Source organism: Vibrio caribbeanicus ATCC BAA-2122 (assembly GCF_000165125.1).
Lineage (GTDB): Bacteria > Pseudomonadota > Gammaproteobacteria > Enterobacterales > Vibrionaceae > Vibrio > Vibrio caribbeanicus.
Genome location: NZ_AEIU01000005.1, coordinates 1 through 19,906, shown reverse-complemented (window position 1 = coordinate 19,906; position 19,906 = coordinate 1). Strand labels below are relative to the sequence as shown.

The following is a 19,906-nucleotide window of genomic DNA, read 5'->3' as shown; positions in this document are numbered from 1 at the left end:
GCTGCGAGTAAGACTATAACCCCGATGGGCGCAAGCCCTCGGGGTTTTTTCTTTGGTGAAATAGAGGTTGCAGCTCCATACCTGCATGCACGCCTACAATTGCTCTAGCTTGGCATAGGCTGTCACTAGCCATTTAATCCCTTCACCATTAAAAGCGACTTGTACTCGACTTTGTGGTCCACTACCCTCAAAATTAATAATGGTGCCTTCTCCGAACTTAGGATGCATAACGCGCGCACCAAGGCTGAACCCTGTTTGATTGAAACTTTCTTTGGCCACACTTTGGCTAAAACGCCCTGAACTTGCTGGGCGACTCACTTTGGCTTTCATGCGCACTTCATCAAGGCAATCCTCTGGTAGCTCTCGAATAAAGCGGGAAGGCTTGTGATATTTGTCTTGGCCGTATAAGCGGCGCATTTCCGCGTAAGTAATATAAAGTTTCTCCATAGCTCGTGTCATGCCCACGTAACACAAACGACGCTCTTCTTCTAATCGACCAGCTTCCTCGGCAGACATTTGACTAGGGAACATCCCCTCCTCAACCCCAACCATAAAGACCAGTGGAAACTCTAATCCTTTCGCACTATGAAGGGTCATTAGTTGTACCGCATCATCAAATTCATCCGCTTGGCCTTCACCAGCTTCGAGTGCTGCATGAGTCAAAAATGCCGTCAATAAAGGCATGTCTTCAGCTTCTTCTGGCTTCTCAAATTGACGCGTTGCCGTCACCAATTCTTCCAAGTTTTCAATTCGTGCTTTTGATTTTTCGCCTTTTTCCTGCTCATACATTGCAAACAAACCCGACGATTTGATGACATGGTCGGTTTGCTGGTGCAGTGACATCTCTTTGGTATCGTCCTCCAGTGCATGGACGAGCTCAATAAAACGTCCTAAAGCACCAGCAGCCCTCCCAGGTAGGACTTGCTCTTCTAAAAGCGATGTACTGGCTTTCCACAAAGTACAACCACGATCTCTTGCTGCAAAACGTATCGTCTCAAGGGTTTTATCGCCGAGGCCTCGGGTTGGCGTGTTGACTACTCTTTCAAAAGCAGCATCGTCATTACGATTCGCCATTAAACGAAGATAACTGAGAGCATCTTTAATTTCTTGCCTTTCAAAAAATCGCATCCCACCATATATCCGATAGGGTAACCCTGCTTGAATTAAGGCCTCTTCCAGCACGCGTGACTGAGCATTATTCCGATACAGCATGGCGGTATCGGTCAAAACCCCGCCTTTTTCCTGCCATTCTTTAATTTTACTCACCGCAAAACGCGCCTCGTCGAGTTCGTTATAGGCTGAGTAAACAGAAATAGGCTCTCCTGCAGAACCATCGGTCCACAGCTCCTTGCCCATACGCTCAGTATTATTCGCGATCAAAGCATTAGAAGCGTCGAGAATCGTTTTGGTTGAACGGTAATTTTGCTCAAGGCGAATGGTATTAACACTTGGAAATTCAACCGTGAACTTTTCAATATTCTCAACTTTTGCCCCACGCCATCCATAGATAGACTGATCGTCATCACCCACAATCATGACATGAGTATCTGGCCCCGCCATCAATCTTAACCACGCGTATTGAATGTTGTTAGTGTCTTGAAACTCATCAACTAAAATATGTTTAAAGCGCGTCTGATAGTGCTGACGAATATGTTTATTATCTCGCAACAATTCCTGAGCTCGTAGCAAGATCTCGGCAAAATCGACCAGCCCTGCACGATCGCACGCTTCTTGATAAGCACGATACAACTGCAGATAAGTTTGTGTCACAGGATCATTGAAAGTATCGATATGACTTGGGCGCAATCCTTCGTCTTTTTTGCCGTTAATCCACCAACTCACCTGACGAGCAGGCCACTGTTTCTCGTCTAAGTTTTGTGCCTTAATCAGGCGACGTAATAATCGCTGCTGATCATCACTGTCGATAATTTGAAAATCTTCGGGAAGTTTTGCGTCTAAGTAATGCGCGCGTAAAATGCGATGACACAAGCCATGAAATGTGCCATTCCACATCCCTGATGCACTGCCCATCATCAATTCTTCGATACGACCACGCATTTCAGCCGCAGCCTTATTGGTGAAGGTTACTGACATAATAGAGAAAGGTGAAGCTTCCTCGACAGACATAAGCCAAGCGATGCGATGCACCAATACCCGTGTTTTTCCACTTCCTGCTCCAGCCAAAACCAACAAATTTTCTATTGGTGCTGCTACGGCAGCGCGCTGTTTTTCGTTCAAACCATCGATTAAGGCATTGGGATCTATCATGGGGAAATAGCTACTGGTTATTTATACATAGAAAGTGATTATAACCTAAACGGCCTAGTGATATTAGACATGCAGCGATAATTTTTTACTTTTTTTAACTGTTAAAAAACATACATTTAAATTATCAAACAAATAAAAACATCATTTTATTGAAAGTTTTTTCAGTTCAGTTCTCTCTTTTTAGATAGACAAACAGCCAAGTCTGTTTGTGCTATCACAAACCACAAGAAATATAAGGAACATGTTATGAAAAAGTCGAATCTTGCTGTTACTGCCACTATCGCTAGTCTTGTTGCTCTTGGTGGCACTATGCTCACGACAGCTCCTGCCTTAGCAGCAGAAAAAGAAAAGTGCTATGGCGTTTCCAAAGCTGGTAAAAACGATTGTGCAACCAAGACAAGTTCGTGTGCAGGCACAGCGAAAGAAGATAATCAATCCGATGCCTTTGTTGTCGTACCAAAAGGGCTTTGCGGCAAGCTAACAGGCGGAAGCACTGAATCAGCGTAAACACATTGTGCCGTGTGTCTTTATATTGCACGCGGTCATCTCCCCCAACTCTTACCCAAGGAAACGTGTGTATGTCATATTCTCAATTTCACTCCATGGTTGGAGTTGGACTTCGCTCACCTCATAGTCAATTTTTCTTAAATCAAACGCCGCAAATTAGTTGGTTGGAAATTCACAGCGAAAACTATTTCCAACCCTATTCAGCAGCGCGTGAAGACCTGCGCCAGCTACGTCAGGATTATCAGATCAGTTGTCACGGTATTGGTTTATCTCTCGGTAGCGCCGGAGGCGTCAACATCCAGCATGTCGATAGACTGCGTCATTTGGTCAACGAAGTAGAACCCATGTTTGTCTCTGATCATTTAAGTTGGAGCGAGCATCAAGGCGTTTACATGAATGATCTACTGCCCCTCCCCTATACCGAAGAAGCACTCAATATTTTTTGCAATAATGTTCTTCAAGTCCAAGATGCATTAAAACGTCCTTTACTGATCGAGAATCCTTCGAGTTACGTTTCCTTCAACCATTCCACACTAAGCGAGTGGGAGTTTTTAACCGAAATGCAAAAGCGCACCGAATGTCGGTTATTGCTCGATCTCAACAACATTCACGTCTCAGCATTTAATCATGGATTCGATGCCTATCAGTATCTTCGCGCAATACCCAGTGATGCCGTCGAAGAAATCCACTTAGCTGGATTTACGGTGAAAGAGCTCGATGGTGGCACCGTTTGGATAGACACCCATAGCCGACCGGTGAGTGACGAAGTTTGGCAACTGTTTGCCTTTTTTTGCCAACATTACGGACTTCGTCACACCTTGATCGAGTGGGATCAAGATATCCCAGAGCCCGAAGTGTTACTCAATGAAGCCGATAAAGCGAGCACGTTATTGCAACAGTGGGAAATCAATGAGAGGTCATCATGAGCCGGACGTTAGCAGAGCTACAAAAACAGTTCATTCGCGCTTTGCACTATGAGGCTGATGGCGAAAGCTGTGATATAAGTAGTCACACCATTGATGCTGAGCAAAAAGTACAGATTTACCGTAACAACTTTATTCTTAGCCTCAGTGACGCCCTGAGTGCAACTTATCCTATTGTATTAGAATTAGTTGGCGAAGAATGCTTTGCTCAATTGGCCCGTCATCACGTGCTGACGGTTCCACTACTCCATGGTGATGTCAATCAATACGGCGCTGGTTTTGCGCGTTCAATTAAATATTTTACCTCACTTGTGGAAGAGTTCCCTTACTTGGTCGAAGTGGCTGAGTTTGAATGGGCGATTGATCTTGCTGAGCAGCGCTGTGTACAAAACCGCCAAGAAACCCACTGTCGGCCCCTGAGCGATCTTGCTCATCTCAATCCTGAGCAACAAGCCAGAGTTCAGTTTGAACTCATTCCCAATATTACTCGTTTTCGTTCCCAGTACGCGGTCTTTTCTTTGCGTCATGGTATCACCACCAATGACGTCAGTACGCTTGATCTTTATCAGGCTCAAGCCGGGGTCATTGGCTGTAATAATCAAGGAAAACCTTGGTCTGTTGCACTTAACTCGGCGGCATTTGAGCTTGTCCACGCCCTTGCTTGTGGACACCCGCTCTCAGAGCTAGATTCGAATTTACTGGGCGAACTCCAAACACTACTGGCGCATGAACTTATCGCTGGTTTCCACCTCTAATCTGAAAGGAATCGACTATGATAAGCCTAAAACAGCCTGTCTCATTCTATCAAGCTATCGTCACGCAATTTCAAGCTTTGGCTATCCCCGCCTTACTCCTTTTTACTCGCCTGTGGGTAGCTTGGGTATTTTTTAATGCTGGGTTAGTGAAAGTCGCCACTTGGGACAGCACCCTGTATTTATTCGAGTTTGAATACCAAGTGCCACTGCTCCCTTGGCAACTAGCAGCATACCTTGCCACTGCCACCGAGCTCATTCTCCCCGGGTTATTGGCGCTCGGAGTCATCACTCGGCCTGTTTCAGCGATTTTATTTGTGTTTAATATCATCGCAGTCGTGTCATACCCAACATTATGGGCAGGTGGTTTTTACGATCATCAATTGTGGGGGCTAATGCTATTGGTTAACACCGTATGGGGTGCAGGAGGCTTGTCTGTCGATAAGTACCTCAAACACAGACTCACTTGAGGAGCATAAAAAAACTCCGCCCATCGGCGGAGCTTTTTATCATCAAAGTAGTATCAAGCTGCGATACCACTGTGGCGCAGTAATGCGTCAATCTGAGGTTCACGGCCACGAAAACGTTTGAAAAGTTCCATCGGTTCTTCGCTGCCCCCCATTTCAAGAATATGATTTAAGAAGCTTTTGCCAGTCTCGGTATTAAAAATACCTTCTTCTTCAAAGCGAGAGAAAGCATCAGATGAAAGCACTTCTGCCCAGAGATAGCTGTAGTAACCTGCACTATAGCCACCAGCAAAAATATGACTGAAGCTGTGTGAGAAGCGGTTCCACTCGAGGCTCGGTAGGACAGAAACTTTGGTTTTAACCTCTGCCAAGGTTTCCAATACTTTAGGGCCGACTTCCGGATCAAACTCGGTATGCAAAGTAAAATCGAACAAACCAAACTCCAATTGACGCAAAATAAACATCGCTGACTGGAAGTTTTTAGCTGCTAACATTTTATCCAGCATCGCCTTAGGTAGTGGCTCACCCGTTTCATAGTGACCAGAAATAAACGCAAGCGCCTGTTCCTCCCAACACCAGTTCTCTAAAAACTGACTTGGTAATTCAACCGCATCCCATGGAACACCATTGATGCCTGAGACCGCACCCGTTTCAACCTGAGTCAACATATGGTGAATACCATGGCCCGTCTCGTGGAAAAGAGTCACAACTTCGTTGTGGGTGAATAAAGCAGGCTTGTCCCCAACAGGTTTAGTGAAGTTACAGGTTAAATAGGCCACGGGCGGCTGAAGCTCACCATCCAGTGTGGTTCGACGAACTCGACATTCATCCATCCATGCACCGCCACGTTTATGCTCTCGCGCATACAAGTCCAAGTAGAAACTGCCACGCAATTTACCTTGGCTGTCAGTGATGTCGTAGAACTTCACTGAATCGTGCCACACATCGACGCCATGTCGCTCAGTCACTGTCATACCGAAAACACGCTTGAGTACTTCAAATAGGCCAGAAACCGCTTTGTCCTCAGGGAAGTAAGGACGAAGCTCTTCGTCAGAGATGTTAAATAAGTGCTGCTTTTGCTTTTCGCTGTAGTAAGCAATATCCCAAAGGTTGAGCGTATCAACACCGTATTCATTTTTAGCAAATTGACGCAGCTGTTCAACTTCTCGCTCACCTTGCGGTTTGGCTTTGGTTGCAAGGTCATTTAAAAAGCCAAGTACTTGACCTGGGTTTTCTGCCATCTTGGTCGCGAGTGACTTTTCGCTGTATGAGTTAAACCCAAGCATACGAGCCAGTTCGTGACGTAGCTTAAGTAACTCGTTGATGATTTCACTATTGTCCCATTGCCCCGCGTTGGGCCCTCGATCAGAGGCGCGCGTTACATAAGCTTCATACATTTCTTGCCTAAGCGCCGCATTATCGCAGTAGGTCATCACAGGTAAGTAAGAGGGGATATCCAAAGTCAAAAGGTAACCCTCTAAATCCTTCGCTTGCGCAGCGGCCTGTGCGGCTGCTAATGCCGATTCCGGCATCCCCGCTAACGACGCTTCGTCAGTCACCTGTTTACTCCACCCCATGGTTGCATCGAGTACATTGTTAGAAAACTTAGACCCCAGCTCAGACATACGTTTGCTGATTTCTCCATAGCGATGCTGTTCATCGGCGGGTAACCCAATGCCTGACAATTCAAAATCTCGCAAACTATCACTGATGGTTTTCTTTTGCGCCTGTGTCAATGCTGAGAACGCCTCACTGGCCTTGATGGTTTTATAAGCCTCAAATAGCCCCTTGTGTTGCCCAGCCCAAGTCCCGTACTCAGACAATAGTGGCAAACAGCTCTCATAAGCCTCTCGCAGGGCTTCGCTATTCACCACGGAATTCATATGGCCTATCGGTGACCAAATACGACTCAAACGATCATTGACCTGCTCTATGGGCGCAATGATGCTGTCCCAACTGGGCTCACCTGTGGTTTGTAATACTTGCTCTATCGTCGCTCGACAATCAGCGATTGCCTCTTCAATGGCTGGCTTAACATACTCAGGCTTGATCTGAGAAAAAGGGGGCAAATCGGTGAAGCTGAGAAGTGGATTAGACATAAATCATTCCTTTTTTTGGCCAAGCGAACTGACGCGCTCGTCTGTATGCGTTCTTAATGGTCTTAATTGAATAAATATAGGCAGATTATTGGATTTTCAATACTAAGTTATACCCAATTAGCTGCAACAAGCTCATTTGGGGTTATACTAAAGGCCATTTTACTGGCTCAAGTTGAGAACGTTATTTTGTTAAGTTATCGCCACAGCTTTCACGCAGGCAATCACGCCGATGTTTTAAAGCATATTGTTCAAAGCCTTATCCTTGATGCACTGAAACAAAAAGACAAGCCTTTTGTCTATCATGATACTCACTCCGGTGTTGGTCGCTATGACCTAACACACGAGTGGTCAGAAAAAACTGGGGAGTACAAACAAGGAATAGCGCGCTTGTGGCAACAAAACGAAACGCCCAACGAGCTAGAAAGTTATTTGACGGCTATTCGCGAACTCAACCAAGGTCAAACACTGCGCTTTTACCCCGGTTCACCTCGGGTTGCTCGAGCTCAGTTACGCAAGCAAGATCGCATGGTCTTAACCGAGCTTCACCCGAGTGATCATCCGTTACTGGAACAAGAGTTCCACCGCGACTCGCAAGTACGTATCTTTAAACAAGATGGTTTTGAGCGATTAAAAGCCAGCTTGCCCCCCAAAGAACGTCGTGGGCTGGTGCTTATTGACCCACCGTATGAACTGAGCAAAGAATACCACGACGTCGTCCAAGCCATCTATCACAGCCATAAACGTTGGGCAACGGGCATCTATGCCATTTGGTACCCAGTGGTCAATCGCTGTGATATTGATGACATGCTTGAGGGGCTACAAGGCCTTGGTATACGCAAGATTTTGCAAATTGAACTTGGTGTTGCTCCCGATACCAATGAGCGTGGTATGACCGCATCCGGTATGATAGTGATTAACCCTCCGTGGAAACTTGAGAGTCAAATGCGCCAACTCTTGCCTTATTTGCAACAAGTCATCGCACCAGCAACGGGGCACTTTACTGTAGAGTGGATCGTCCCCGAGTAGCCCAATGGGCTTTGTAAAAATTTAGTTGGGTAGATTGAGTTCAAAATATCTGCCCTTATTATAAACCTTATTCGATTAATTTTAGGATGCGCGATTGACACGCAATTACCGTGTTAAATTGTTGCAACTCACAACATGGAGAAAGTCATGGCGACTCATTTTGATTACATCTGTATCGGCGGCGGCTCTGGCGGCATAGCGTCAGCCAACCGAGCAGCAATGCACGGTGCAAAAGTAGCACTGATCGAAGCACAAGATCTTGGCGGCACCTGTGTCAACGTTGGCTGTGTGCCAAAGAAAGTGATGTGGCATGGAGCGCAGATTGCCGAGGCAATGCACCTTTACGCCAAAGATTACGGGTTTGATGTCGATGTGAAAGGCTTTGACTGGAGCACGCTAGTGGAAAGCCGCCAAGCCTATATTGGTCGCATTCATGAATCTTACGATCGCGTGTTGGGCAATAACAAAATTCATGTGATCAAAGGTTTTGCCAAGTTCGTTGATGACAAAACGGTTGAAGTGAATGGTGAACACTACACCGCTGACCATATTTTGATTGCCGTCGGAGGCCGCCCAACCATTCCTAACATTCCAGGCGCGGAGCACGGTATTGACTCTAACGGCTTTTTTGAACTTAACCAGCAGCCCAAACGCGCTGCCGTTGTGGGTGCGGGTTACATTGCGGTTGAAATTGCAGGGGTACTGAATGCACTCGGTACTGACACTCATCTTTTCTGCCGTAGAGAGTCGCCACTGCGCAGCTTTGATCCTATGGTGGTGGAAACATTAGTTGAAGTCATGCAAGCCGAAGGACCAAACCTGCATACTCACTCAATCCCTCGTGAAGTGGTAAAAGAAGCCGATGGTAGCTTAACCCTACACCTAGAGAACGGGCAAACGCACAATGTTGATACCTTGATCTGGGCCATTGGTCGCCACCCAACGACCGATGCCATTAACCTTGGCGTAACAGGTGTTGAGACTAATGATGCTGGTTACATTAAGGTAGACCAATATCAAGAAACCAATGTTGCAGGTATCTATTGTATCGGTGATATCATGGATGGAGGCATTGAGCTGACACCTGTCGCGGTGAAAGCTGGTCGCCAACTTTCAGAGCGCCTATTCAACAACAAGCCAGATGCCAAAATGGACTACAACTTGGTCCCAACCGTGGTCTTTAGCCACCCACCAATCGGAACCCTTGGTTTAACCACTCAAGAAGCCGAAGCAAAATACGGCAAAGAAAATATCAAGGTGTACACATCTGGATTTACCGCCATGTATACCGCGGTCACTCAGCACCGTCAGCCGTGTAAAATGAAGCTGATTTGTGCGGGAGACGAAGAGAAAGTTGTTGGCTTACATGGCATTGGCTTTACTGTCGATGAAATGATCCAAGGCTTTGCCGTTGCGATGAAAATGGGCGCCACTAAAGCAGACTTTGACGCGGTTGTTGCGATTCACCCAACCGGCTCAGAAGAGTTTGTTACCATGCGCTAATCAGCGCAGCATAAAAAGCACTCCTCGGGGTGCTTTTTTATCCTTGACCCTACCGATAATTTAATAAACACGAATAAAGTCGGCTGCTAATTGATAACTGCCATCGGATTCTTTACGCAAAACAACTTGGTCTGACTGAAACATGACCTCTTGCTGATTATCGGTCCCTGAGGGTAAACGAATTACAACATTGCCTTGATAGGTAATCCTATCGGTTTGTTGAGTGATATCATCGCTCGCAATATACAGTCGGCTACCGTTACGTATTGATAACGTCACTTCTCCGCAGTACTTTTGATAACTTCCGTGTCCCTCAATGCTATTTGCACTGATTGTAAACCGATTGTTGGTGCCAGCATGCACCGCAATACTCATCATAAGAGCAATCAACAGAGAAAAATATTTTACACTCATGATCAATCCTCAAACTCTTTAACACCAACGCCAGCCCAATCATGATTGATGTCCAAGCGTCTTATCTCCGTCCTAATAAAAACATATTTGTGACAGGAAACTGTCAGTGGCTTTCAAAATTTAACCAATACCGTCATAAGCTCGGTAAAACCTTTTCCCATCTAGTGATAACTTTTAGGCTCCCAATAACGTGTTAATGATAGAAAGACTATCTTTTTTTAAAAATAAAAAATTAATTAAAACAATAATATAAATACAATCTCGCAAATTTACCTACTTATAGATAGATAAAGTTGTTGACTTAAAAAATGCCAGTGATAAAGTAGCAATCAGTCAGCAGGAGCCCCGCTCCTTTTTTAATACATACATCACCTACCTACTGGTAGATAAGGAATAAAAAATGAATACAGGTAATCGTCAAAAACGCGTTCTTCTTATTATGTCTTCCGTTGATGAACTGGGTATCAGTGGTAAGCAAACCGGGACATGGTTCACTGAACTTGCTGCGCCTTACTACATCCTCACTGAAGCTGGCCATGAAGTCGTGTTTGCCTCACCTGAAGGTGGAGAAGCGCCTATCGACCTATTAAGCATGAAAGCGCCTTTTACCACTTCATACACTGAGCGTTTCTTTAATGACCCAGTCGCCATGTTTGCAGCGCGTAATACTCGCAAACTGCGCGAAGTTGATTACAACACCTACGATGCTGTCTTCATTCCTGGTGGTTACGGCCTACTGACTGACCTTGCGTCTGACCAGCACACTCTAAAGCTTATCAAAGATTTTTACGAAACAGACCGCCCAGTTGCGATGGTATGTCACGCTCCCGCTATCTTGCGCGATGTCAAACTCTCTAATGGTGAGTACCTAGTAAAAGGTAAAGAGTTAACTGGCTTTAAAAACTCTGAAGATGAAGAAGTTGAACTGCTTAAGCACCTGTTGTTCTCTCTTGAAGACGAGCTTCAAGAACGCGGCGCTATCTATAAGAGCAAAGCAAACTGGGAACCTAATGTCGTGGTTGATGGAGCACTAATGACAGGTCAAAGCCCTGCATCTGCCGACCCATTAGCAGAAGCCTTGTCTGCCGTTTTAACTAAATAACCACAAATAATTAAGAGTACATCATTATGAAATTCATCAAATCCGTAGCAACCGCTATCCTTGGCCTTGGATTAACATTTCAAGCAGCGAATGCCGCTACTGAACTAAAAGTAGACACTGGAAACAAACAAAAGCGCGTTTTACTTGTGATGTCATCTTTGGATGATATGGGGATCAGCGGTAAACAAACAGGTACTTGGTTCACTGAACTTGCTGCGCCCTACTACATTCTAACTGAAGCAGGTCACGAAGTTGTTTTTGCCTCACCTGAAGGCGGTGAAGCACCGATCGACCTACTGAGCATGAAAGCGCCGTTTACAACTGAGTACACTGAACGTTTCCTAAAAGATGACGTCGCTATGTTTGCAGCAAGCCGCACTCGTAAGCTAAGAAACATCGATTACAATACGTTTGATGCAGTATTCTTCCCAGGCGGGTATGGTTTGTTGTGGGATCTTGCGTCTGACCAGCACGTCATTAAGATGATTAAAGACTTCTATGAGACAGGCCGTCCTGTTGCCATGGTATGTCATGCGCCTGCTATCTTGCGCGATGTTAAATTATCAAACGGCAAATACCTTGTCGATGGTGTTAAGCTAACTGGTTTTAAAGATGCTGAAGACGCAGAAATCGAATTAGACAAACACCTATTGTTCTCACTAGAGCAAGACCTACAACTTCGCGGCGCGAAATACCTAAGCAAAGCAAACTGGGAGCCGAATGTTGTTGTTGACGGTGCGCTTATGACAGGTCAAAGCCCTGCATCTGCAGCTCCGCTTGCCGAAGTCTTATCAAAAGCTTTAGCAAAATAAACCCTAGTTAATTTCACTGCCTTATCAATCAAAACCGCTCTTAGAGCGGTTTTTTTTGTCTTTAAATCACTATCGATAAACAAGGCTTAAAAATCTCGGTCGTAAAGCTAAGACCGTGGCATCAGGTTTTAGCCATTTTCAGTCGCTGCCTCTCACATACCTGTTTTGGAACGGTCCTTTGTACCATGTTCATCCGAGTCGATACACAGGCTCTCTTTTTCTCAACCTCGCTTAAATACCCTAGTTATGCTCTGTTTGTTAGCTGAGCTTGAAGCAAATAACATTTCTTTAGATTTAGATATGCAATAAAATGCAAATAAATCATGGCTCATTTTGAGCTTCACCGCTCGAAAATAAATAGTAGCAATGCGGTAGGTAACGACGTGAAAAAAATTATTTTAGGTTTGCTTGTTAGTGCTTCGGCTCTTGCTTCCTCAAACAAAGACGTTCCAACAATGAGCGGTAAAAACGGTTATGTGGAACCGTTTCAGATGTTTGATAATGTCTATTACATTGGAGACAAATGGGTTTCATCCTATGCCATTGATACCGATAATGGCCTCGTGATCATTGATACGCTCGATTACCCTTATTCAAGATGGATTCCCATCAATCTTAAGAAATTAGGATTAGCTGGTAAGCCAATCACGCATATATTAATCACACATGGGCATTCTGACCATGTTGGAGGCGCTCAATTACTTCAAGAAATGTATGGATCTAAAGTTGTGATGACTAAAAGCGCGCATAACCTAGCCATACAGCAATCAAACAAAAGCAAAGGTGACAACGCCTTCCTACCGCCGGCCTTAGACATCGAGATAAAGAATGACAGCTCCATGGTTATTAATGGGCATGAGTTTAAGTTCTATCTTACGCCTGGCCATACTGAAGGTGATTTTTCGCTAGATTTCACTGTCGAAGATAAAGGCATTGAATATCGTGCTTTTGTCGTAGGTGGCCATAGTGTGGATGGCAAGGATCCAAAAATGATTGACCAATTCCTAAGCAGCATGGAGAAAATCAGAAAGATTTCACTACAGCCGCCTATTGTGAAGGTTAACCTTTCCAACCACCCACATAAAAACTACCTGTTTGAGAATAGGGACAAACTTGGCACAAGAGGGAATCCCTTTATTAGTGAGACTAACTTTTTCATGTTTCTTAAACAACAAGAACACCTAGCCAAGAAAAAATAAAACCCTTGTAACCTGAGTAGAAAAATACATCGTTTGACCATTCGAATAGAGCATGCAAGGTCATCGATGAAATGCGAAATTGACCTAGCCTTCACTCTTGTCCGAATTCACGTACTTTTTATCATCAACTGGCAAGTTATTCACTTAACTTAAAAGTGGCACCGCAAAAAATCACTTTTTTAAAAAATAAAAATTAATTAAAACAATAATATAAATACAATCTCGAAAATTTACCTACTTATAGATAGATAAAGTTGTTGACTTAAAAAATGCCAGTGATAAAGTAGCAATCAGTCAGCAGGAGCCCCGCTCCTTTTTTAATACATACATCACCTACCTACTGGTAGATAAGGAATAAAAAATGAATACAGGTAATCGTCAAAAACGCGTTCTTCTTATTATGTCTTCCGTTGATGAACTGGGTATCAGTGGTAAGCAAACCGGGACATGGTTCACTGAACTTGCTGCGCCTTACTACATCCTCACTGAAGCTGGCCATGAAGTCGTGTTTGCCTCACCTCAAGGCGGTGAAGCACCTATCGACCTATTAAGCATGAAAGCGCCTTTTACCACTTCATACACTGAGCGTTTCTTTAATGACCCAGTCGCCATGTTTGCAGCGCGGAATACTCGCAAACTGCGCGAAGTTGATTACAACACTTACGATGCTGTCTTCATTCCTGGCGGTTACGGCCTACTGACTGACCTTGCGTCTGACCAGCACACTCTAAAGCTTATCAAAGATTTTTACGAAACAGACCGCCCAGTTGCGATGGTGTGTCACGCTCCAGCTATCTTGCGCGATGTTACACTCTCTAATGGTGAGTACCTAGTAAAAGGTAAAGAGTTGACCGGCTTTAAAAACTCTGAAGATGAAGAAGTTGAACTACTTAAGCACTTACTATTCTCTCTTGAAGATGAATTACAACGCCGCGGCGCTGTGTACAAAAGCAAAGCGAACTGGGAACCTAATGTCGTGGTTGATGGTGCGCTGATGACAGGTCAAAGTCCAGCATCCGCTGATCCATTGGCAGAGGCGTTATCTGAAGTATTACTAAAATAATTTTCATACCACTGCACTATTAATTAAAACCGCTCACAGAGCGGTTTTTTACTTACCTAATCAGCACCAAAAGGTCATACCAATGCATACTCTTAACCCTACAGCGATAAAAATTGCCGATCTCGCAGAGCATTATATTCAAACCCGTGGGTTTAATGGTTTTAGTTTTCGTGACATCCAAAGTGAGCTCGGTATCACCACAGCCAGCATTCATTATCACTTTAAAACCAAACAAGATCTTGCGCACGCCGTAATTGAACGTTACGTACAACGTTACCAAACTAAACTGAGTGAGATCCACCAGCAAAACGAACTAGCCCAATCCAAACTCACGGCTTTTGCCAAAGAGTTTATTAAGACCCACCAAAGCAACAAACTGTGCCTTTGTGGTATGTTTGCCTCTGATCTTTACTCCCTCTCAAAAGAAGTGGTTATGCCATTAAATCGGTTTGTCGATATCAATCATAATTGGCTAACCAGTGTCATTAAACAAGGTATTGCGAATGGTGAACTTCAACAGAATATTGACCCGGAGGGCGTGGCAAAGCTGTATTTTTCAGCGCTAGAGGGTAGCTTATTGATGGGGCAATTTCGCGCTTCTGACAACATTGAGGTGATTGCAAGAAACCTGATCGCTGCTATTACAGAAAAAACAAGTTAGAACAGGACGTAAACTTGAACCCAACTGGGACTCCAGCGGAACAAAGAGATGTTTAACAAGCGTTAAGCGCTCATCCATTGAGCGCTATCGAACACTTAAACTAAAGTGAGTGTTAGTGAAACTTCCGCACCCACAACGAGTCGAGAAATAGGACATTTTTCTTTTGCAACCGCACCAAGCTCTTGCAACAGCTCGTTTTCTAAGCCTTCTGCAGAAACCTGTGAATCAAGCTCAATTTTAGTGATCTTAGGACCATCTTCTTCCCCTAGATGGACTTTTGCTTGAGTCTTGATGGTCGGGTTAAGCCCTTTTTCTGATAGCAAAGCAGAAAGAAACATTGAATAACAACCAGCATGGGCAGCACCAACTAATTCTTCTGGATTTGTTCCAGGTCCTGTTTCAAAGCGAGAAGCAAAGGTAAAAGGACCCTCTACGTCACCATAGCTCATCACTCCATGGCCTGATTTTAATGTTCCTTGCCAAACTGCATTCGCTTGTTGTACAGACATAATTTTTCCTCAAATAACGTAATAAACATCACGCCAGATCGTGCTGACGTCTGGCATGACATTACCACAAGGCTACCTATTGGTAAATAGCTCAATAAGCTATAAAAGAGCGACCACACCTGCGACTTCTAATGCTTCCATTGCAGCAGCAGAAAACTCCTCTGCCGTCATACCAGCTTGATAGGCGCCGTGTATTGCCTCAGCTGCCGTATCATTAACGTCATCGATAATTGAACTCCAGCCAATACCAGCCAGGCTGGTCGAATTGTAGGTAAAGGGCAAGCTATCAACGATATATTGGTCAAACTCATTTACCAAGGCAAAGCGAGCCATAAACTCTCCGAACCCCATCATCCCAGCTTCACCGTATTCAAATTCAGCCGCGCTATGTAACACAATAACCGATTCATGCTCAGCAACGACTGCATTCGCCTCACTGCCGCCGACCATGACACTAATACTGCTGACGTGTTCAGCAATTCCCGCAATCGCTTCTTCTTCTCGAAGCAGGTAAGAGTCCAGCTGACGGGCAAAGTTTGCAGCGCTCTCTTGCGAGTCAAATTTGATCACCGTTTGCTCATCTACCACTGCAGATGAGGACACCATTTTAGTGAGGTAGGTGGCGCCGTCTTCAAAAGCGACCTGATTAGCACGAAGTCCACTATCAAGATCCTTAAAACCCATTTCCGCCATTTTATTTAAGTCGGCAGCGGAGACGGCTTTCGAAAAATAACCAACTCCATACTCTTGCGTTGGATAAGTGAGGTAGTTTAGTAACGCGTCATGGCCGCCACTCCCTTGCACAATCTCATACATATCGTCAAACGCTTGGGTAAGACCCATCGCCTGCGTTCCCGGGCCTACGGTCGTAGAGCCATAACCAAGAGACTCGAATGGATTACTGAGTCGGCCTTTTTTAGCCCAATACCATATTGTCCCTGCTAACCCAACCAAGCCAACACCAGCGGTAGTGATTGCTGCTACTTTGCCGGGCTGGATCCCCTTATCTGCGGTCACGTCATCATAGACCATGACATTGGAGATCATTAAAGGTGTTGTCTGCGCGTGTTCTTGTGTTTGAGATAAATTAGTGAAACTTAACCTTGTTTGGCTATGAGATGCCACAAACTGTAGCTCCACTTTCTCCCAGTGGCGCCCATGAGTACCATTATCCCAAGGAGCACCTACATAACCTTGAAGGCCACGAACCCAAAACTCTTCTTCAACCAGCGGGTGAGACTTAGTAATTAATACACTCTCACCGCCAATATTGACAACTGCACTCACAGGTTGGAAAGTATATGAATTGCCAGGGTAACGCTTAAAGTCACCACTAAAGTCGAAAGATAACGTGTAAGTCTGTCCCGGCTCAGTGTTTAAGGTTGTTTCTACTGTTGCTGAAAGATTGGGTTTGCCAACGATAAGACTAAAACCGCCCACGAGAGACGTCTCACTATCAAGATGGGCAAGATCACCAAATGGGTTTATCGCACCAGAACAGCTTAGATCTGCGGTCCTTAAACACCAGCCTTCAACTTGACCTGAACTAAGGAAAAAACGTGGATTAGACACTTTTTGGTGCTTTAAGTAATCCTTAATGGCTTTACCGACCTCCTGATTGACCGCTTGGCTCTGTACCCGTGATTCGTCGTAATCAAGGTTAGAACTTTCAATCCTCTCGACTTGTTCAAGATACCGGGTCGCCAAGCTTTCTAACTGTTCTGGTGGGATATGATTAAGTACCCGATTAAATAGTCCTGCGGCTCGATCAGATAAGTGCTGGTCGGCTTTAAAATAGTGCTCATGAGAGCGGTTTAATTGGGGTGGGTTAATGGTTACATCAGCGCTGGCTGATTGGTGCGAAAGGGCAAACGAAATACAAAGTGCAATCGATGTAATTTTTTTCATACTGTCCAACTTATAATTATTTATTTGAGCAATGGCTCGCTGGCACTTTTATCACACTTAATGCATAATGTATGCAATTACATGCATTTAAACTTATTTTATAATTTATAGACCATCTCAATCCCATTTTAAAAAGAGCCTTAACCGCCCCAGGCGGCACAAGTTGACAAGAGACATGAACGAGATTAAATACTATTAATCAAATACCCATTTACTGTTAATAAGATAATTACTTAAAGCTCCAACCATTACTCCTAAAAGAAACGCCACATAAACTTGCTCTGCATAGAGCCAGATAACCGACTCAAATACGACAAAATTTGGCAGCGCACTAAACGCGGCTCCAATAATAAATTTTTTCCATTGTCTTAACGGATTTGATTTGCTGGCTCGAGAAAAGGTAATACGACGATTTCCCACCCAAGTTACGGTCGCTGTACATAAAAATGCGCAACAACGGGCAAGCGTTACCTCTGCTTGCCAAACTTGGGTGAGAAAGGAAAAAATGACAATATCGAACACGAGCCCAATACAACCTACGAATAAGAACTTGGGAAGTGTACTCACGGTTTCACTCTTCCGCACAATAATAAAGTGAACGTCTTGAGTTAGCCGTAAATTGTTTTGAGCAAGTCAAACTTTGCTTGGCAATGAGCGGCGCGACTACTTGCTCTTGGCCAATCAGGTAAAACCTAGCTAGTGCTTCTAATTCTTCAGTTTGTTCGAGCTTTTGAGCTTGCCCCCGACTATAAAATTGCCCAGAAAAAGGTCGTTTATTGATGTAAAAAACAGGATCATCTGACGCTATTTTTTCAAAGATTACCCGATCACTTCGGCTATCCGCCTTTCCAAGATTCAGTACTAGAAGGGCGATAACTAACAATACAGGTACTATGGATGCAGTGACGCTCAACCAACGAAAATCGCGCTGATTCACCAAGAGTGCGACTAAAATGCCCAATGCTGGGATCCCAGGTAAAACGTAAGCAGGAAGAATATTTCCAGCCATGGTAAACAGCACCATAGGTGCCATTAGCCAACACAAAAGAAAGCTCGACAACCCTTTATGCTTGGTATTGATTTCTCTAAATACCTGACGGCGCTTCCATGCTAATACGGGTAATACAAAGGACCAAGGTGCAGCAGACTGTAGCCAAAATAGCCAAATTGTGCCTCGCACCTCATCATGGGCAGAGCCATACAAATCTCCTTGCCAACCGCTTACAACAAAGCGCTTAAAGTGCTCACCAACAAGGAAGTAATCCATAAAACCTGGCGTTGCTATTTCAGCCAATATATACCACGGACACGACAACGCTAACATCAGTGTCCCACCAGAAATTAAAGGGAACCTGCGCCACAGAACAGCAAATGCTGCAAGAAATCCGTGTTGGCTAACAAGCCATGGAAATACTGCTACCCCCATAATGACAAGCGCAACAGGACCTTTTGCCAACAGACCACAAGCCAGTCCCATAAAACTGGCATACCCCCACAGCAAACTGTAGCGACTTGTCCCTAACCAACAGTAATAAAAGCCAAGCATCGCTATCGAGAGAGAGAAAGTCAGTGCCATATCCGTCATAACCGCACCAGAGGCAATGGCAAAAATACCGCAGGTTGCCAATACCAGTGACGTGATCAGTGGACTAAAACCTGCTCGGTAAGTCATAAAAGCCGCCAGCCCAATCGTCAATAGGCCTGCAAGCCAATGTGGTGCTCGCACCGCAAACTCGCTTAGACCAAAGCATTCAATGCCGTAGGCACTCATCCAAGCGAAGAGCGGCGGTTTACCCCAAAACGGAACCCCGTAGTCAAACTGCGGTGTCAACCAATCCCCAGTTTCAACCATGAGACGAGCCATCTCACCATAACGAGCCTCTGTTGTATCCATCAAAGGATACATTGTAAGTGAGAGTAATCGGAGTATTAGAGCAAAGCCCACCAGACACCAAAGATGGGTTTTATTTATAGTCATGGTGATACCGTTTATGCTGTTTAAAATTGTATTGTGCGAATGGCACCCGCTTGGCTGGCTGTTCATAGACTGAAGCGATGTAATAAAGAGGCCTACGTTTTGCTTCGATAAAAATACGACCTATGTATTCCCCGAGTAGACCGATGGAAAGCAATTGAATACCTCCCAAAGCCAGCTGAACAATCATCATCGACGGGTAACCGGATACCGTTTCATCTAACATCATGGTTTTCATCACAATGAATGCACCATAGAAAAAAGCACTAAGGGCGATAAGTCCACCAATCAAGGTTGCCAAACGCAAAGGCTGAATAGAAAATGAGGTAATTCCGTCCATTGCAAAACCAACAAGTTTGAAATAATTCCACTTACTGTTGCCACAAAAGCGCTCATCTCGCTGAAATAAGACCGTGGTTTGTTTAAACCCTGGCCATGAGAAAATGCCTTTCATGTAACGATTGCGTTCTGGCAAACCATTGATGCATTCCACGACGTTACTACTCAGTAGACGGAAGTCACCAACATTCTCCGGAATATCGAGTTTGGTCATAAGGTTTAAGGTTTTGTAGAAGCAAGCAGCCGAAAATTTTTTAAACCACGTTTCTCCCCGCCTCTCACTTCGCTTCATATTGACAACGTCATAGCCCTCTTGCCATTTTTCAACCATCTGTGGGATTGCCTCCGGAGGGTCTTGCAAATCGGCGTCAATAACAAC

General features: G+C 44.7%; 19 protein-coding genes. 11 read left to right on the top strand and 8 right to left on the bottom strand.

Annotated elements, in window-relative coordinates; genetic code table 11:
* Window positions 1-93: 93 nt before the first annotated feature.
* Complete coding sequence (gene uvrD / locus RH40_RS01325; RefSeq protein ID WP_009599458.1) at window positions 94-2,268, bottom strand: DNA helicase II; 2,175 nt, start codon at window positions 2,266-2,268, stop codon at window positions 94-96.
* Window positions 2,269-2,514: 246 nt separating this feature from the next.
* On the opposite strand from uvrD, the gene RH40_RS01320 reads away from it, so the two are divergent.
* The 4 genes from RH40_RS01320 to RH40_RS01305 all read left to right on the top strand — a co-directional run bounded on the left by RH40_RS01320 (window position 2,515) and on the right by RH40_RS01305 (window position 4,920).
* Window positions 2,515-2,775, top strand: a complete 261-nt coding sequence (locus RH40_RS01320; protein ID WP_009599457.1) for a BufA1 family periplasmic bufferin-type metallophore — start codon at window positions 2,515-2,517, stop codon at window positions 2,773-2,775.
* Window positions 2,776-2,846: 71 nt separating this feature from the next.
* Window positions 2,847-3,701, top strand: a complete 855-nt coding sequence (bufB, locus tag RH40_RS01315) for an MNIO family bufferin maturase (RefSeq protein ID WP_009599456.1) — start codon at window positions 2,847-2,849, stop codon at window positions 3,699-3,701.
* Window positions 3,698-4,453 carry an HvfC/BufC N-terminal domain-containing protein gene (locus RH40_RS01310; protein WP_009599455.1) on the top strand — a complete coding sequence of 252 codons (756 nt, stop codon included), beginning with the start codon at window positions 3,698-3,700 and terminating at the stop codon, window positions 4,451-4,453. Before bufB ends, RH40_RS01310 begins: the two co-directional genes overlap by 4 nt.
* Window positions 4,454-4,470: 17 nt before the next feature.
* A complete protein-coding gene (locus RH40_RS01305; RefSeq protein WP_009599454.1) occupies window positions 4,471-4,920 on the top strand; it encodes a DoxX family protein in 450 nt (149 codons plus the stop codon).
* 53 nt (window positions 4,921-4,973) lie between these two features.
* Here the strand turns inward: RH40_RS01305 and prlC are convergent, their stop codons facing one another.
* Window positions 4,974-7,016 (bottom strand): oligopeptidase A, encoded by a 2,043-nt coding sequence (gene prlC, locus RH40_RS01300; protein WP_009599453.1) that lies wholly within the window; start codon window positions 7,014-7,016, stop codon window positions 4,974-4,976.
* 186 nt (window positions 7,017-7,202) lie between these two features.
* Between prlC and RH40_RS01295 the strand changes: the two genes are divergently transcribed.
* Window positions 7,203-8,042 (top strand): 23S rRNA (adenine(2030)-N(6))-methyltransferase RlmJ, encoded by an 840-nt coding sequence (locus RH40_RS01295; protein WP_009599452.1) that lies wholly within the window; start codon window positions 7,203-7,205, stop codon window positions 8,040-8,042.
* Between the two features lie 147 nt (window positions 8,043-8,189).
* Window positions 8,190-9,545, top strand: coding sequence for a glutathione-disulfide reductase (gene gorA / locus RH40_RS01290; RefSeq protein WP_009599451.1), 1,356 nt, complete (start codon window positions 8,190-8,192; stop codon window positions 9,543-9,545).
* A gap of 60 nt (window positions 9,546-9,605) precedes the next feature.
* Here the strand turns inward: gorA and RH40_RS01285 are convergent, their stop codons facing one another.
* Complete coding sequence (locus RH40_RS01285) at window positions 9,606-9,959, bottom strand: hypothetical protein (RefSeq protein ID WP_009599450.1); 354 nt, start codon at window positions 9,957-9,959, stop codon at window positions 9,606-9,608.
* Between the two features lie 400 nt (window positions 9,960-10,359).
* Between RH40_RS01285 and RH40_RS01280 the strand changes: the two genes are divergently transcribed.
* From RH40_RS01280 to RH40_RS01260, 5 genes are all read left to right on the top strand, one after another.
* Window positions 10,360-11,061, top strand: coding sequence for a type 1 glutamine amidotransferase domain-containing protein (locus tag RH40_RS01280; RefSeq protein WP_009599449.1), 702 nt, complete (start codon window positions 10,360-10,362; stop codon window positions 11,059-11,061).
* Between the two features lie 26 nt (window positions 11,062-11,087).
* On the top strand, window positions 11,088-11,873 hold the full coding sequence (locus RH40_RS01275; protein WP_009599448.1) for a type 1 glutamine amidotransferase domain-containing protein: 786 nt from the start codon (window positions 11,088-11,090) through the stop codon (window positions 11,871-11,873).
* 383 nt (window positions 11,874-12,256) lie between these two features.
* Window positions 12,257-13,072 carry an MBL fold metallo-hydrolase gene (locus RH40_RS01270; RefSeq protein WP_039953978.1) on the top strand — a complete coding sequence of 272 codons (816 nt, stop codon included), beginning with the start codon at window positions 12,257-12,259 and terminating at the stop codon, window positions 13,070-13,072.
* A 361-nt stretch (window positions 13,073-13,433) separates the two neighbouring features.
* On the top strand, window positions 13,434-14,135 hold the full coding sequence (locus RH40_RS01265) for a type 1 glutamine amidotransferase domain-containing protein (protein ID WP_009599446.1): 702 nt from the start codon (window positions 13,434-13,436) through the stop codon (window positions 14,133-14,135).
* An 82-nt stretch (window positions 14,136-14,217) separates the two neighbouring features.
* Window positions 14,218-14,796: a TetR/AcrR family transcriptional regulator gene (locus tag RH40_RS01260; RefSeq protein ID WP_009599445.1), complete on the top strand. Its 579-nt coding sequence runs from the start codon at window positions 14,218-14,220 to the stop codon at window positions 14,794-14,796.
* Window positions 14,797-14,891: 95 nt separating this feature from the next.
* Here RH40_RS01260 and RH40_RS01255 read toward each other — a convergent pair whose 3' ends face one another.
* From RH40_RS01255 to RH40_RS01235, 5 genes are all read right to left on the bottom strand, one after another.
* Complete coding sequence (locus tag RH40_RS01255; RefSeq protein ID WP_009599444.1) at window positions 14,892-15,305, bottom strand: OsmC family peroxiredoxin; 414 nt, start codon at window positions 15,303-15,305, stop codon at window positions 14,892-14,894.
* Window positions 15,306-15,404: 99 nt separating this feature from the next.
* Window positions 15,405-17,213 carry a carbohydrate binding domain-containing protein gene (locus RH40_RS01250; RefSeq protein ID WP_009599443.1) on the bottom strand — a complete coding sequence of 603 codons (1,809 nt, stop codon included), beginning with the start codon at window positions 17,211-17,213 and terminating at the stop codon, window positions 15,405-15,407.
* 195 nt (window positions 17,214-17,408) lie between these two features.
* The gene (locus tag RH40_RS01245; RefSeq protein ID WP_009599442.1) at window positions 17,409-17,780 is read right to left on the bottom strand and encodes a GtrA family protein; all 372 of its coding nucleotides are present in this window, start codon (window positions 17,778-17,780) and stop codon (window positions 17,409-17,411) included.
* 4 nt (window positions 17,781-17,784) lie between these two features.
* Window positions 17,785-19,191, bottom strand: a complete 1,407-nt coding sequence (locus RH40_RS01240) for an ArnT family glycosyltransferase (RefSeq protein ID WP_039953974.1) — start codon at window positions 19,189-19,191, stop codon at window positions 17,785-17,787.
* Window positions 19,178-19,906: glycosyltransferase (locus RH40_RS01235; RefSeq protein WP_009599440.1), on the bottom strand; the 729-nt coding region annotated here is incomplete at its 5' end. The genes RH40_RS01235 and RH40_RS01240, both read right to left, overlap by 14 nt.